We start from the raw sequence: 15,662 nt of genomic DNA, 5'->3' as shown, positions 1-15,662 counted from the left end.
CGGAAGAGCCATTGAACAAGAACTTATGGCCAGTAATGATTCAGGCGCGCGTGTTCCAGGTCGGCGCAACAATCCAGATCGTGGAGCAGCACCGGCATGAATGACAGTCTCACACTCATTGTGCTCCTGGCAGGTCAGGGGGCGCTGGCCGGTTGGTTGATGTGGCGTAGTCCATACAACCCAGTGTCCGTGGTGGGAACGCTCACCACGGTCTTCTCTTTCTTGCCGGCTTTGTTGTTCCTGAACGACTCCGGGTTCGAGTCGTATTCATGGAGAAATTACGCAACCCCGGACGCCACCAACGGATTTGAAGCCGCGGCGCTGATAGGCATCCTCAATTCCTGCCTGCTGCTCGGCGCGGTTGCCGCCGAACAATCCCGCAAGCGGGAGCCTTTCCTGCGTGCGCCACAAGTAAGTGCGCCGCCTCGAGGAATGTATCTGTACGGTTCAAAGAAACTCGGGCTTGTCTCCGCCGTGTATTTCATGTTGTGGCTGGTGGTAGCCGTGATCCTCTACGGTCAGTCTGGTCAGACGGTGGCCGAGTTCCTGCTACCTATTAAGGAAACGGGGATTGCTTCGGAACAGTCCGGCTATCTACGCTCTTTGTACCTGGCTCTTCCGTCTGCGCTCGTCGTGATGAGCTATTGGCGTCATGGCAGCCTCAAGGCGTCCGGGTGGATCTGGGTGGTCCTGGCCCTCGTGGCGACCTTTTCAACCCATCAGCGGCGCGAATTGGTAACGACGGCACTGCTGCTGCTCAGCCTCGGCATGTTCCTGGGTCCGCTTCGAGATCAACTCCGCGGCAGGGTCAGCAGGCTGGACCCTTCGAAGAACCTCCGTCAGATGCGCATGATGATCGTCGTCGTGCTGCTCGCAGGTCTACTTCTGGTGCCCCTACTTTGGTACGCCAGAGTGTATTTCACCAACTGGGGTGAGGGCGATGAAGTCAACGTGTTCGAGATCCGTAGCTTCACAGACATTCTCTTCGGGAGCCCGTCGACAGGATTCCCGACCCTTGTTTACATTCAGGATTTTGTATCGAACTTCGGTACCGACCCGCTTTATCTCCTGGCGTACCCTCTGACCATCTTCATTCCGAGGGCGCTGTGGGAATCCAAGCCGCTGGATCTCGATTCGATTTTGGAAAGCCAGTACTGGCTCATGGAAAACCCCAGTTCGTTCTGGTTCGGCGAAATGTATTACGGCCTTGGCTATCTCGCGCCCTTGGCAACGTTGATCCTGGCGTTCCTTCTCTACCGGTTCTGCCTCAAGTGTCAATTCGCCCCGAACATTTGGTATCGAACCATGGGGGCGATCCTGTTCATGCAATGTGTCACCCTGTTTAAGAACGGGGTCACTGTGTTCATCATTCGGACATTGGTACTCGTTGCGCTCCTCGGCGCGGCATGGATCGTCTGTCGCCCGAGCCGTGACGAGATGGAGCCAGCGGCGAGCGATGAGAAGCAAGGTGTCCTAGTCTGATGCAGCACTCCGTCAGTGATCCGTTATTCCTCGTTCCTGCTGCGATCGCCTTGGTCTGCGCACTAGCGGTGATCTACCCCTACATCGTTTACCCGGCGATCCTTGGGTTGTTACCGAAGCGGCCGATCCGGCGAGGGCACGCGGATGCCGGTGACGGCCATCAGTTCACGTTGTTGTTCTGCGCCTACAACGAAGCGGAGTCGATGCCGGCAAAGCTCGCGAATATTCGCGATCTGAAGCAAAAGCATCCGCGCTTGTCTGTCCTTGCTTTTGATGACGCGTCTGATGACGGAACGGCTGAGATGATCGCACGCGAGTCTGAGCATATCCGGCTGTTCACCGGCGCAGGCCGCAACGGCAAGGCACACGGCATGAAGTTGCTTGCAGCCCAAGCTGAGACCGAGTACTTGGTCTTCACCGACGCGAACGTTCTATTGGACTTGAATGCTCTCGACGCGCTCAGCGCCTGCTACGCAGATCAGACAGTGGGTGGCGTTTGTGGCGCACTGAAGTACCTCGGCGGGGACGAAACATCCACCGCAGCAGTCGGCGGTCTGTACTGGAGAATGGAAGAGAGACTGAAGGACCTGGAGTCAAGCACAGGAAGCGTCATGGGAGCTGATGGCTCCGTGTTCTCGACCCGCCGGGCGCTCTATCCGAACTTTCCGGATACTGTGCTCGACGACCTGACGGTATCGATGGAAACGGTGTTTCGAGGCTATCGGCTGATCAAGTCCAATGACGTAGTTGCCTACGAGCGGCTGGTCTCAGCGCGGTCTGATGAATTCACTCGCAAGATCCGAATTGCGGCAAGGGCATTCGGGACGCACAGCTACCTTCGTCCTAAGCGGTGCAAGATGACGTTCTATGATCGGTTCCGGTACATGTCGCACAAGACCATTCGTTGGTTTGGCGGGGCATTTCTAGCAGTCGGCTTGGTCGCGGCCATAGCTGCAGCCGGGGTCGTTTCACCACTGCTTGCACTTGTGTTGTTGGTGGTTGTTGGCCTCGCGATGGCAGTGGGTCTGTCTACACACCGGGGTATTCTCTCGTCATGTACGGAGGTCGTGATCGCCATGGTCGCCACGCTCGTAGGTGTGAACCGTGCGATGCGGGGACATACCGCAGCGACCTGGAGCCCGGCAAAATCCCGTTCAGCGTAGAACGCATGGATTGCAGGGACTTCTAGCTCGGAAGGGGCAAGCCTTATTTTGAGAAAAGTCGCACTGCACGGTTCGTACTTTGGCTACAACTTCGGTGATACGTTGCTGTGCGGATTGTTCAGGCAGTGGATCCATTCGTCGTCGGATAGCGAGGTCGTACTGCCGCTCGCGTCTCGTCGTAACACTGCATTGATAGGGGCTGACGCGCGAGGAATTGGCGCGTTCCTGGGGTGCTCCGATCTGGTGTTCTGTGGCGGTGGATACTTTGGCGGCCCAGCAGGCCGAAGTGTGAGGTGGTCGATCCGAAACTTCTTTCGCCACTTCGTGATCGCCGAGTTGGCGATGTTCATGCGGAAGAAGGTCTACATTCTGGGGTGCGGCGCCGGCCCGATCTCGTCTGGTTTCCTTCGTAATCGATTGAGGGTCCTGGCGGAGTATTCCGAGAGGGTGATCGTCCGAGACGACGAATCCAGGGACTTCTTGGTCGAGATCGGGGTGACCCGGCCCATCGACGTCGATGTCGATGCAGCCATGTACATGGATCGATCGTTCTTCAAACGGGACGTCTCGGAGCCCGTAGCACCGGTGCCAGATAGCCGGTCGGATGCCAAAGTCGTGGTGGTGCACCTGACCGATTTTGAAGCACCCTACTGGGAAGCAATGGCTGCCGTTGTCGCCGACTTCTGTAATGGCCGGCGGGGCATCCAGACCGTGCTGATTACCGATAGTGTGACGAGAACGAGAAAGCTATCTGCACAGGAGAAGTCTGTTGAGCGGCTTTCACAACTGATTCCTACCGCGACCAAGGTTGCTTATCGGGGGGATCCAACGGACTTGTGCCAGGTGCTTGATGCGGCAGACCTGGTGATCACCAACAAACTGCATGTGGGGATTGTCAGCATCGTTCTCGGAAAGTCCGTGATATCGCTGCCACAACATGTGAAGACACCGCGGTTCTATCGGCAGCTCGATCTGTCCTCGGTGTGTCTGGTCGACAACCAGCCCGAGGGACTCGGCGAGTTGCTTGGTCTTTGGGAGCAAGGCAAACTTCCGCGTGCGGTACCGCGGGAGCGGGAGAATGTCTACCTGGCATCCTTGCGGCCTCTCGGCGTGGCCAACTAGATCGTGCTTGCAAACTCGAGGAATGCGCTCCGGCGGCTGTCCGGATCTCGATACGCCACAGATATTCGCAAGGTGGCGACCTCAGCGACCCTGAGCCAGCTGCTTTTCATTGCGTGCACGCCGGTCCTCACCAGGCTCTACTCGCCAGACGACTTTGGGGTGCTGGCGGTCTTCGTCTCAATCCTCGGGCTGGTGCCGGTCGTCGCCAGCTTCCGTTATGACATAGCGATTTCTCTTTCAGTTGATCGGCAGGAGTCGTTTCACACATTGGCGTTGTGCCTTTTCGGCTCAGTCTTGTGCACGGCCGCAGTCGTCGCGGTGTTCGGAAGCGGTCTGTTGGCGAACACTGAGTTTGTTCAACTTCAACCTTATTGGTGGCTGGTGGCGGTGGGCACTCTGGCTGTGGGAGTCTTCTCCGCGCTGAATGCCTGGGTCGGCTATGCGCAGCAGTTCGAACTCGTGGCCCGAGTAAAAGTCAAGCAGGCGGTATCGTCCGTCGCTGCTCAGATTGGGCTGGGATTGCTGACGGTTGGTCCGCTGGGTCTGTTGGTCGGATATGTCATCTCGCAGTTCTACGGCGCGACTTCCTTTGCGCTCGCGGTCTGGCGTGCTCGCCCACAGTGGTTCACGGCGCGTGACGTGTGGGCAGCGGCGTGCAAATACCGTCGCTTCTTCTTCTTCGCTTTCCCGGCTGGCATAGTCAATCGGTTGGGAATTCATATCGTGCCAGTGTTATTCGGCTATTTCTACTCGCTGCCGACAGCGGGATTCTTCTTGCTCGCACAGCGGCTAGTGGCGCTGCCTACGATGGTGATAGGCACCTCGGTGGCCCAGGTATACACGAACAGGTTGGCCAAGGATTCGCTCACTGGCAGGACTCTTCTCCTGCCTACTTACATCAAGACGGTGTTGGTGCTCCTGGCGGCAGGGCTTGTTCCGATGGGCCTGCTGGTTGCCCTCGCGCCGTGGCTCTTCGGGCTCGTGTTCGGGGATGAATGGCGTCTAGCGGGTGAATTCTGTCAGATCCTTGTGCCTGCGTTCTATGCCCAGTTCGTAGTTTCGCCGATGATCCAGACGCTCAACGTTCTCGGTTACCAGATGGCCCAACTAATCTGGGACAGCATCCGTCTCGCAGCGATCGTTGCGGCATTTGTGGTGGCGTCGCGACTTGGCCACTCCGAGGTTGCGGCGGTAGTAGCCGTATCCACAACACTCTGTGCGATGTACATTCTGCAATTTTTGTTATCCGTGTGGGCTATCCGGCGGCACGACAAACGAATTCAGGTTTAGACGGGTCGATGAGAATCTCTTATGTGTTGATGCAATTCCCGCTGTCCACTCAGACCTTCGCGATGTCAGACATCGCGGCCTTGCGGTCCCTCGGCCATGAGGTGACTGTCGAGTGCTTGCTACCTCAGGATCGCAAGCAGAAGCGACTCTGCGCGACCTATGAGCTTGATCATCGAGATATTCACAACGCAACGCTTGGCAACTACCTGCTTGGAGTGCCGCTCCTGCTGAAATATCTGGTCGAGAATCCAGCGTTGTTTCGATCTCTCGTCAGAGAGCTTGCCGGGAACCCGCGGCGACTTCTGATCTTCTTGGCGCTGCTGCCTCGGGTAGCCGCGCTGGTTTATGAACTGACGAGACGTCCCCCGGATGTTGTGCACGCCTTTTGGGGGCACTGGCCGTCCCTGGTACCGGCGCTGCTGAAACGCTATGCGCCAGGCGTGAGGACATCGGTTCACATGGGTGCCTACGATCTGTACGCCGGTTTTCCGCTGCATGTCACGGCTCGTGTCGTCGACGATCGGTTCACCCACTCCATCAGTAATCTCCCTCGGATCAGCGAGATGGGAGTAATCGGAGAGATCCATATGATCCACCGGGGCATTCCCGTGGGAGATCTCTCGCCGGCTGGTCCCGAGGGGACCGTGATACCGCAAATTCCGATGCAATTCTGTACGGCGTCAGCACTGGTCAAGGATAAGAACGTCGATAGGGCACTCCGAGTGTTCGCACTCATCAAACAGGCACATCCCGAAGCGACCTTCGTCATTGCCGGTGACGGACCCGAGCGGCGCAATCTCGAAGCACTGGCCAGCTCCCTCAACATCGAGGACGCGGTGTCGTTCGTCGGTTATGTCAAGCGTCAAGACCTTTTCCGGATCATGTGCGCAAGCCAGTTCTTTCTGTTCCTTTCTGGAAAAGTATCCGAGCGTCTACCGAACGTGGTGAAGGAGGCAATGCTGGCGAAGTGCGTGTGCTTCGTTTCGGCAACGCAGGGCATTGAGGAACTTGTTCAGGGGCCGGAGTACGGATTCGTTCTTGGAGATGGCGGCGATGTAGAGACAGTCGCTCGCGAAGTTCTCGATGCGTTGGATGACATCCACATCCTCAGATCTGTGGCTGAACGGGCCTACTCGCTGGTCATCGGTGGTTTTACATCGGAAGCAGCGATGAAGAAGTACGTTGCCGTTTGGGCAGGCTAATGGTCGAAGAATTTGCGATGCTCAGCCTAGTAGTGCCGTGGTAGGGAGACTTACGAAGCTATGCGCCTCGCCGTGCCCGGAAGACTGTGTCAGCCAAGCCCATCCGTTCGGGCGCATCGCCCGGCATCGCCTCTCGGCCGATAACCTCGACGGTGAAGCCGGCCGCGGCGATACGGTCGGCGAAATCCGGACCGTACTGGCGGACATGATCCCATTGCCCGAAGCGACGCTCCCGTTCACGGGGATCCAGATCTGGCGGACCGTCTTCGGTCGGGCGTTCCCAGAGGGGGACCAACAGCCAGGCTTCGCCGCCGGGCTTCAACGCACGACGTAGGTTGTTGAGAACCACGGAGTCGTCCGGCACGTGCTCCATGACGTGGCTGGCATAGATCCGGTCGAAGCGATCCTGGTCTGCGATCTCCATCAAGTCGATCTGTTGGATGCCAGGGACGTCGTAATGTGTGGGATCGAAATCGGCTGGCACGTACTCTGAGGCTGGGGTACGAAAGCGGTCGACCAGTCGATCCTCATTGGGTGCGCAGTGAAGGACGACAGCCCCAGTCGGAACGGTCAGCGCCCCCGAATCGAGTAGTGCATGCATCAGGCGCTCGCGCGGCGACGCGCCACAGGAGGGGCATCCCCACTCGGCTGTTGTTCCGTATCGGAAGAATCCGACGACGTCGCGTTGGCAGGCGGGGCAGTGTCGATTGGCAGGGACACCAAGCGATGTCATCGCCTTGAGTCGGGCACGCGAAAGACGTCTGCTGATAGCCTTGCGGACTCGCTTCACAGTGAGCATGGATGAAGAGTACTGGCGAGAACGGCGAATCGAACACCCTACTGCCCTCGAATTCTATTTTTTACCAACCGATCTAGACACAAATGCGTCGCCCGCGAGCAGTCTGTCGTTTGCTCCGATTGCGCTTCGCAACTGATGCATCTTCATGGGCGTCTGTGCGAATGTCTACGGACCGGTCGGCGGGAGGAGGTAGGGCGTCGTAGATTGCGGACATTGTCGGCATCCTGCGCTGCCTGACGGTTTCGCCCCGTGCTCTCAGCAAACTTGGGCCGATTTGGCGTAGTGCTAGGCGAACGTGTCTTTGCCTCTTAGAAGTTCGATGAAGGCAGGCGACAGCAGGGCGCCGTACTCAGGGCTGATATGGGCCCGGTCACGCTTTACCGGCGTAGTGCCGACGAACATCGGGCAGTAATGCGAGGGTGTGCAGAAAAGCGGCCACGTGTCGATCAGCTCCCCTCCGATCGACTGTACGAGTGACAAGTCTGCATCGCGTCGCTCTAGATGTGAAGGAGGCAGTGTTCCAACGCACTCTGCGGGCGACGTGTCCGGGCGATAGCAATCTGCTGGCGTTTTGTCCGCGGGCGGCGGCGTCAGTAAAGCGACGCTGCCGACAGACTCAGAAAACCTCTCGATCATCTGTTGGGTATATGACTTCCATTCAGCTGGGGAGAGTGCCTGATTGGTCCCCTTGATGGTTCGCTCGCCGTAGGTATTGGCAATCAGAACAGCTTGGGGGCGAATGCGATTGATGTTGTCAACTATGTGGTTCTTGCGTGAGGGACAGGCCTCGGCCACAGCGCTGTCAGCGCTCTGCACCTCTGCGTCTATGAACGGGCAGCTGATCGAGACCTGAGCCAGCATTCGCCACTGGCCCGCAGACGCGTCGATGAATGCGGTCAAGGGCGCTAGGTACGAAAGCGCAATCGAGTCGCCGGCGAGTATCAACGTTCGTGGGGCCGACTCTGAACCAAACCAACAATCAGTTGTGACTCCGTCACCGCAGTGCTCAATCGATGGTGGTGCTGCGGGCCCGTCGATGACCTGTTCCATACTGGGACTCAGTGCCGGCCAACTCGAAGTTTTCACGGCAGCCGTGATCTCGGCGCGGAGCCGACTCATCGCCGGTGGAAGATCTTGCGCGTCAGGGACACTCGGAGTGTCGACAGACGCGTTGGATATATACGTCGGTGCTTCCCGGGGCGCGCTGGTCAACGGGAGTAGACCGAGGCAAAGAAGCGCGACTCCTGCCAGTCCCGCGATCTGTCGTTCCCGTGTCATCGTGAACGTCAGTCGCGAGGCGATGTTTCGCCGCACTCGCTGACGCCAGTCGCGGTGCCGGTGCTGATGCCTCCACTCCTGCTCGCCGCGCGGCTTCAACCAGGACGACGCGAGAATCGGCTGTTCGACGAAATGGTATGCCAATACGGCCAACGCGCAGGTCAACCCGATAACGCATACGTAATACCGCCATCCAACGTCCACAAACGTGCCGAGAAAGACCAGCACAGGCCAGTGCCACAAGTAAAGGGAGTACGACAGGTCTCCGATGGCAACGCTGAATCGATTGGTTATGGGCAGCAGATACCGGACCGGCCCACCCGTCCCGGCAGCAATCACCAGGCTCGTCCCAGCGACCGGAAGGATCGCCCAGGGGCCGGGAAAGCTCATCCGCTCGGTAATCCAGAATGCTCCGAATGCGATGAGTCCTAGACCCGCCCAAGCCATGTACGGCCGGATCGAGTTCGGTAACAGGGTCATCCTCGAAGCGAATATCGCGATGAGTGCACCGAATCCAAGCTCCCAGACGCGCGTGAACGTGGAGAAGTAGGACCACGTCGGATTGGATGCAGAATCGATCACTGCCCAGGTGAACGACGCCGCAACCAGGGCGAGCATGATTCCCCCCGCTATACGGTGCCGCGTCGACACGCTGGCCTTACGGGCAGTCAGTAGCACGACTATTGCCATGACCGCCGGCCATACAAAGTAGAACTGCTCTTCAACCGACAGCGACCAGAAATGCCGCACCGGTGAGACTGCGCCGTCGGCAGTAAAGTAGTCCGTACCGGTCAGTGCGAACCGCCAGTTAGACAAGAACGCGAAGGCCCAAAAACTGTCCCACCAGACTGTGAGGGCACGACCCGGCGTGAACATCAGCCAAGCTACGCCTGCAATTGTCGCCAAGGTGAGGGTCGCCGCAGGAACGATTCTCCGCACACGCCGTCGGTAGAACTCTGCGAATGAGACGCGGCCGTACTTCTCAGCATCTCGCAACAGAATGCCGGTGATCAGAAAACCTGAGATCACGAAGAAGACATCGACGCCTATGAAGCCGCCCCGTGGCCAACCAAAAATGTGGTCGAGCAGTACCAAAACCACAGCCACCATGCGTAGTCCCTGGATGTCCAGGCGTAACCCAGAGGTCTTGTATTGCTCAGATCGTTCTGCCAGCTGAACCGAGACCGCAGCCATTGCCCACCCTTCGTCCTTAGCGAGACTGTATTGCACGGTTCTCCAGCGTGCGCCCGGATACCGCGCGGATGACCTGTGGTGTGATGGCTTCCTTTGTGTAGCAGCCTGATTGCAGACCCAGTCATGTCGGATGTGGCAATTCGGCTACTATTTGCCGTAGCTCCCTGACGAGGGCTAGCAGCGCCGGGATTCTCTCGGCGTGGGCAGTTGCGGATGTGATCGCCGTCCTGTCCTGCGGCGCCGCTGCAGGGCTCGACTTGTGAGGTGACGCCCTTGGTCGACTGAGAGTGGCCATGTAAGTCGACACCTGATTTAGGAAGGTCCGCCAATGGCATTGACTCGGAGAGGTTTCCTATCCGGCTGCGCAGCGGCCGGTCTGGGTGCGGCAGCGTACGCGACCTTCCCGACGTCGTGGAAAAGCCTGTCCGATTTCGGCGCGGTTGCCGACGGGACCTACCATCCGGCTACGGGCCGAATGGCCGGTACAGACAATACAGACGCCATCAATGCGGCTCTCACCACAGGAAATCCGGTAGTGATTCCTCCGGGTCTCTATTATTACGCCGGAAGTTTGCACACGGATGTCGAGGGAAGCGGGTTGATAGGCAGTGGAAGTCGGCTTTCGTATTTGATAACTGATAGGAGTCGTGATCGCCACATATCGGTGGTGGCTGGCACGACCAACACGCAGTGGATCAACTTCGGCATGATCGGACCGTTCGATACCGAAGGCGACGGCTTGAACCGCGCGATCACGATCGGCGTGGACTCCACCCTCACCGACCTGGCGGGTAGTCATTGGGATGCCGCCGGCACCTGGATCGACGAGATCGAGGTATTCGGATACCGCGTAGGTTTGCACGTAGCGCATGCAGACAACGTCGAGTTCGGATCGATCGGTGTGTTCGAGGCTGGTGATAGTAAGGCTGAACCAGGCTCCTACGGAGTGACCTGCTCGGGATCGAACCTTCGGGGCCGGTCACTTCGCGCTGTCAACACAACCACGCGTGCCCGTCACGCCCTGTACTACACAGGCTCGGCCAACGACTGCTTCGTTGAACTAGTCGAAGCGAAAGGATTTGACCTTGCCGCCGTTCAGAATCGTTTCAGGGAAGGCGGGGGGCAGCGGAACGGATTCGGGTTCGGAAAGTTCATCGATTGCAATACCAACGAAGGCGCCGAGCCGGTGAATTCCCTTCGTGGCGTGGTGAACTTCGGAAGTGCAGGCGACATTGCCGTAGCTGGAGCCGGGGGAGCGAGGATTGGCGACTACTACACAATCGATTGCGGCGGGTTTCCCGGGCCCTCTTTGAAATACGTACCCCATTCTCGTTGTGGCACGGTCACAGTATTTGGCCATTCTGGCGACTTCACGGCTCAGCGCTACGGTGCGCACATCGACCATTCGAACGATGTGAAACTACCGCTTCTGGTCTTTGTCGGATGCTTCAGCGGTGCGGGATTGAACCGCGCGGAGTTCGATCCGCTGGTGGTTGACGATTCCGTGGACTGTTACGGGGGTGGGGTGCGGTGCATCCCAGCGGCGGACTCGCCCTGACTTACTCGAACCCGCCAGATCACCGCATGCGCTATGCGGTGTTCGTCGTGCTGTTGGCGGTTAGGATTGTGTGGTGAGATGCGCCGCTCTCTCTTGGGGTTTGGCGCCTGCTAAGAACGGCTCGGCTTAGCCAACTGCCGGGGTGCTCTCGTGAGAAGAGGTCGAGGTCTATGCGCGTATTCATCACCGGCACGGCTGGATTCATCGGTTTCCATCTTGCGCGTCAACTTCTTCGAGACGGACATGAAGTAGTCGGGTACGACGGCGTGACGCCCTATTACGATGTCGAACTGAAGCGTGCCCGGTTGGAAATTCTCGGGCGATTCGAGCGCTTCACGGCGGTCGAGGCGATGTTGGAAGACATGGTGGCATTGGACGGCACTGTCTCCATGCAATCCCCAGAAGTCATTGTGCACCTGGCCGCTCAGGCAGGCGTGCGGTACAGCCTGGAGAACCCGCAGGCCTACGTCGATTCGAATATAGTAGGGACGTTCAATCTGCTTGAAGCAGCTAGAAAGACGCCGCCCCGACATCTGCTGTTCGCCTCAACGTCTTCTGTGTACGGAGGTAACGAGAAGATGCCGTTCAGCGAAGCTGAACGAGCTGACTTCCCGGTGTCGTTGTACGCCGCAACCAAGAAGTCGGGCGAAGCGATGTCGCATTCTTACGCACATCTTTTCAAGATCCCCACGACGTGTTTTCGGTTCTTCACGGTGTACGGGCCATGGGGACGGCCTGATATGGCGCTGTTCAAGTTCGTTGAAAAAATCCTGGTCACAAAGGAACCGATCGACGTTTACGGTGAGGGAAAGATGCGGAGGGATTTCACCTACATCGACGACCTGATCAAGGGGATCACTCTGCTCATCGAAAGCCCACCGGTGGAGGGGAATCCGGTGAGGTCTGAGGACGTCGTTGATTCGATATCCCCTCTTGCCCCATGGCGATCCGTGAACATCGCTGGCGGCCAGCCCGTGGGATTGATGACGTTCATCGAGACAATCGAGAAGCATTTGGGCCTCGAAGCGCAAAAGGCCTTTCTGCCGATGCAGAAGGGCGATGTGCATGCCACGTACGCCGACGCACGGCTGCTCAAGGCGCTAACTGGATTTGAACCGTCGACATCTATTGACGACGGGGTGCGTGCTTTCGTGGACTGGTACCGCGACTACCGCAACATCGGCTGAACCGAACGCAGACCGCCCGCCCCGGCGCAGTCACAGACGTTGATTGCGCGTAGGCGGGCGGTCTGGGGGCGACTACGGCCTTGGTTCTTGCTTCTTCGCGTGATTCGGCGAGCGCTTCCTGTCGCTGTCTTCTCCGTAGTAGCTGTACGTGTACCCGTAAGCGGAACCGCCGCGGAGAGGGGTCATGGTGAATACAGCTCCGAGCAATGGTGCGCCAACACCGCTTAGGCTATCCACCGCGTGGGTGAGCTGTTCGCGCTTCGTACTCCCGAATCGTGCCATCACCAACACCCCGTCGGAACTGGCTGCCAAGATCGCGGCATCGGTGACCGCCAATAACGGCGTCGAGTCCACGATGACGTAGTCGAACTTCCCCCGTAGTTCCGCCAGCAGCTTCTTGGTTGCTTGCGATCCTAGAAGCTCACTCGGATTGGGCGGAATAGTGCCGGCGGTGAGGACTGTCAGTCCATTGAAGCGTGTCGGCTGCAAGGCATCCTCCAACGTGGTCTGACCGCTGAGCACAGTGCTGAATCCGACGGGAGCGACAAGGTCGAGATACTTGTGCAGCGATGGGCGGCGCATGTCACCGTCAACCAGCACGACGTTGTTCTCGGCCTCGGCCAGTGCGAGCGCGATGTTGATTGCGGTGGTGGACTTGCCCTCGCTCGGAACCGAACTGGTGACGACGATGACTCGAGGTGGATTGTCCACTGCCAAGAACTGCAAGTTCGTACGAAGCTTGCGGAATGCCTCGGCAATAGAGGAATTATCGCTATCGAACGAAATGGCCGGGTGTTTACGGCGTTCCTTGTCCAGAGGGATGGTTCCGACCACGCCCGTCCCGGTGATCGCTTCGAGCTCGTTCTTCTCCTTCACGGTGTTGTCGAGAAGGTCCCGCCCTATCGCCAGGCCGACACCGAGAACGAGGCCGAGCACGATGCCAATGCCGATGGTGCGCGCTGTCTTGGGGACGACCGGACTCTCGGGAATCGAGGCTCTTTGCTCTACAACGACTCGTGAGTCGGGACTTGAGCCATCCTCCGGTGTCTCCAATTCCCGCACCATCGCGACGAACTCGTCTGACAGAGTGTTCGCGATGTCGCGAGCCTGAACGGGAGAGGGATCGAGAACCTGCACAGAAATCAGCACCGTGTCCCGTTTTGCCGTGGCTTCGACGTTGTTCGCGAGCTCACTCGCTGACATGTCGAGTCCGAGCTTGTCGATCGTGCGCTGCGCGACGCTCTGGCCCTCGAGTAGCTGCGTGTATGAGATGACACGCTCCTGCGAGAACCGGTTGCCTTGATAGGTCTCGGAAAGTGTTGCGCCCGCGGAGGCCGACACGAACAGTCTCGTGGATGCCTGGTAAAGAGGCGTGGTCAGCAGCGTCGACACGATGGCTGCCAGCAGCGTGACCAAGAGAGTGACACAGACGATCATCCATCGGGTACGCAGCAGTTTAAAAAAGTCCTGCAGATTCAAATTCTGCCCCTCCGCTGCCGATTGACTGGGCCACATGAACGTTCACTTGACACTACTGATTGCCATCTCTGCCAGGGATTCAGCCCGCACATGACGGCACCGACACCACAGGCGATACCTTGTCCACTAAAGGCTGAATCGGCACACGCGCCGAACCCGGCGAGGTCGGCTCGGACAGCCTGAAGGTCAACTCGCCGGACTGGCCGGGTGGAATGGCCACCTGAATCTCAAAGGTGGGATGGTTCCGTTCTTTCCCCGTGATGACCGCAACCTTTTCGCCGTTGGACAGCGCGCTCTCAAGCTTGGCGCCTGCGGTGCCGAGCAGGCGTACTGAGGTGACCATCGTCCCGCTTGGTAACTCTACGGGGATCTCCGGGCTGAGTCCGCCTGCGCTGGCCACGTACTCAGGTAGCGAGCCACCTGGCGCGGCGTTCTTCAAACGCACTGTGATGGTGGACATCCTCGTATCTGAGTCACAACGGTCGGCAACGTACTCGATTTCGCGCTCTAGGTAGTAATCCATCTTGTTGCCGCCGAGATTGTTGATGACCACTTCCGCGTACGGCGCTGCATCGTCTGGGACGATGTGTGCCAATGGAGTCCGCTCAAGCAGTTCCTGTTCGGCAGGCACCGAACTCCATACCGCAATCCGGCCTTCGCTGACGGCTTTACCGAGCCCGTCCAGCAGTGCCCGCGGCGACCCGACCGAAGTCGTCATCTTCTTGACCACTTCACCGGCAATGTCCTGTAGATACTGCTTGCGAGCGACCTGATCGGTGGGGAAGCGGGTGTATGCCGTGGACTCGGTCAGTTCGACGACATTGTCCTTGGTGATCTTCTCGCCGTCGGGCATCGCCACCGGGCCGACCGCTCCCAACATGTAGCTGAGGGCAAATGGGTCGAGTGCGATGACGCCGTCGACGTTCATGCCCGTCTGCTGGGCCCACATGGACTTCCAGATCTGGGCGGCGTAGGGGAAGTGCGAACTCAGGTTGCTGTTGCGGAAGTCACCGAAGGGGTTGGCATACCCGTAGCTCTCCTGGAATTCGGTACCCAGGTCGATGGGGGTGAACTGTTTGTCGAGTTCGGTGTTGGCGCCCAATGTGTCGGCGGTCCCGGTGCCGTTCTCGAACCGCAGGACTCCGAATCCGCCCAGCATGCCGCCGGTGCCACGCGCTTCCGCGTTGGTCTGGAAGGCCATGAAGTACGTCCGGGGGCCGTCGGCACCCATCATCGGGGGTGCCAGACGCGCTGCCAGCGCCGTATTGTCCAGCAGCCCGGTAATTTCCGCCGTCTGGTCTTGGAGCTGTGAGCGGGCGTCGGCGAGCAGCGACACGAATCGCGGGTCGGAAATGGCCTGAGCCTGTGCATTGAGGCTCGTTGCCGCCTCCGACAGCTTGCTCAGGTTGGGTTCCTCATTGCGTAGCAGTTGCACGTCCACGCGACTGCCGTCTACGAGGCGGTCCGGAGACAACGCCGTGCCGGCTTCTGCTGCGGGCTTCAGCACGTCGCTGGCGAGTCCGAGCACGACGTCCGAGATCTGTTGGCCGGTCTCGAATGGGCTGCCCAGCCAGGGAATAGCTGAAGCGACAGACCACGGGAGTGAGTGCGTGGCGTCGCTGGCCTGCTGCGCGTGATACTGGGCATGGTCCGCGAAGCGCGAAGCGTCCTCGGACTTTCCTTGCTGGAGAGCCTGTTTCGCCTGCTGTGCATTGCTGCGCGCCTCTTCGAGGCCGGCTTTGGCGTCGAGGCCGCTCTTGGCGAGCCAGCCGATGAAGGCGGCTATCACCACGAGGGCAATTGCGCCCCCCAGCAGTATCGAACGGCGATGCCGTTTCAGTGTCGCACTGATTCCTGCGGGTCTCTCACCGCGATCGTCAGTTGTGGGGTCATGCTCGTCATCATCGA

At 58.9% G+C, this 15,662-nt stretch carries 11 protein-coding genes; 7 read left to right on the top strand and 4 right to left on the bottom strand.

Annotated features, from left to right (window positions below; genetic code table 11):
- The first annotated feature begins 96 nt into the window (after positions 1-96).
- The 5 genes from V4U86_RS23420 to V4U86_RS23400 all read left to right on the top strand — a co-directional run bounded on the left by V4U86_RS23420 (position 97) and on the right by V4U86_RS23400 (position 6,259).
- On the top strand, positions 97-1,482 hold the full coding sequence (locus V4U86_RS23420) for a hypothetical protein (RefSeq protein WP_395308259.1): 1,386 nt from the start codon (positions 97-99) through the stop codon (positions 1,480-1,482).
- Entirely contained in the window at positions 1,482-2,645 is a 1,164-nt protein-coding gene (locus V4U86_RS23415; RefSeq protein WP_395308258.1) for a glycosyltransferase, read from the top strand. Before V4U86_RS23420 ends, V4U86_RS23415 begins: the two co-directional genes overlap by 1 nt.
- A 48-nt stretch (positions 2,646-2,693) precedes the next feature.
- Positions 2,694-3,767: a polysaccharide pyruvyl transferase family protein gene (locus V4U86_RS23410; RefSeq protein WP_395308257.1), complete on the top strand. Its 1,074-nt coding sequence runs from the start codon at positions 2,694-2,696 to the stop codon at positions 3,765-3,767.
- A 72-nt stretch (positions 3,768-3,839) separates the two neighbouring features.
- A complete protein-coding gene (locus V4U86_RS23405; RefSeq protein WP_395308256.1) occupies positions 3,840-5,057 on the top strand; it encodes a lipopolysaccharide biosynthesis protein in 1,218 nt (405 codons plus the stop codon).
- Between the two features lie 29 nt (positions 5,058-5,086).
- Entirely contained in the window at positions 5,087-6,259 is a 1,173-nt protein-coding gene (locus tag V4U86_RS23400) for a glycosyltransferase family 4 protein (protein WP_395312181.1), read from the top strand.
- Positions 6,260-6,317: 58 nt separating this feature from the next.
- Here V4U86_RS23400 and V4U86_RS23395 read toward each other — a convergent pair whose 3' ends face one another.
- Positions 6,318-6,743, bottom strand: coding sequence for a methyltransferase domain-containing protein (locus tag V4U86_RS23395; RefSeq protein WP_395308255.1), 426 nt, complete (start codon positions 6,741-6,743; stop codon positions 6,318-6,320).
- Between the two features lie 600 nt (positions 6,744-7,343).
- The gene (locus tag V4U86_RS23390) at positions 7,344-9,530 is read right to left on the bottom strand and encodes an acyltransferase family protein (RefSeq protein WP_395308254.1); all 2,187 of its coding nucleotides are present in this window, start codon (positions 9,528-9,530) and stop codon (positions 7,344-7,346) included.
- A gap of 328 nt (positions 9,531-9,858) precedes the next feature.
- On the opposite strand from V4U86_RS23390, the gene V4U86_RS23385 reads away from it, so the two are divergent.
- Both V4U86_RS23385 and V4U86_RS23380 read left to right on the top strand, forming a co-directional pair.
- A complete protein-coding gene (locus V4U86_RS23385) occupies positions 9,859-11,088 on the top strand; it encodes a twin-arginine translocation signal domain-containing protein (protein ID WP_395308253.1) in 1,230 nt (409 codons plus the stop codon).
- Between the two features lie 170 nt (positions 11,089-11,258).
- Positions 11,259-12,275 (top strand): NAD-dependent epimerase/dehydratase family protein, encoded by a 1,017-nt coding sequence (locus tag V4U86_RS23380; RefSeq protein ID WP_395308252.1) that lies wholly within the window; start codon positions 11,259-11,261, stop codon positions 12,273-12,275.
- Positions 12,276-12,347: 72 nt separating this feature from the next.
- Here the strand turns inward: V4U86_RS23380 and V4U86_RS23375 are convergent, their stop codons facing one another.
- Both V4U86_RS23375 and V4U86_RS23370 read right to left on the bottom strand, forming a co-directional pair.
- Positions 12,348-13,754, bottom strand: coding sequence for a polysaccharide biosynthesis tyrosine autokinase (locus V4U86_RS23375; RefSeq protein WP_395308251.1), 1,407 nt, complete (start codon positions 13,752-13,754; stop codon positions 12,348-12,350).
- Between the two features lie 79 nt (positions 13,755-13,833).
- Complete coding sequence (locus V4U86_RS23370) at positions 13,834-15,546, bottom strand: DUF4012 domain-containing protein (RefSeq protein WP_395308250.1); 1,713 nt, start codon at positions 15,544-15,546, stop codon at positions 13,834-13,836.
- Between the last annotated feature and the right edge of the window lie 116 nt (positions 15,547-15,662).

Origin of the sequence: Mycobacterium sp. AMU20-3851, from assembly GCF_043974665.1 — a bacterium.
Classification (GTDB): Bacteria; Actinomycetota; Actinomycetes; order Mycobacteriales; family Mycobacteriaceae; genus Mycobacterium.
Note: the sequence above shows the minus strand (reverse complement) of the source record. Positions and strands in the feature narration are given on the sequence as shown.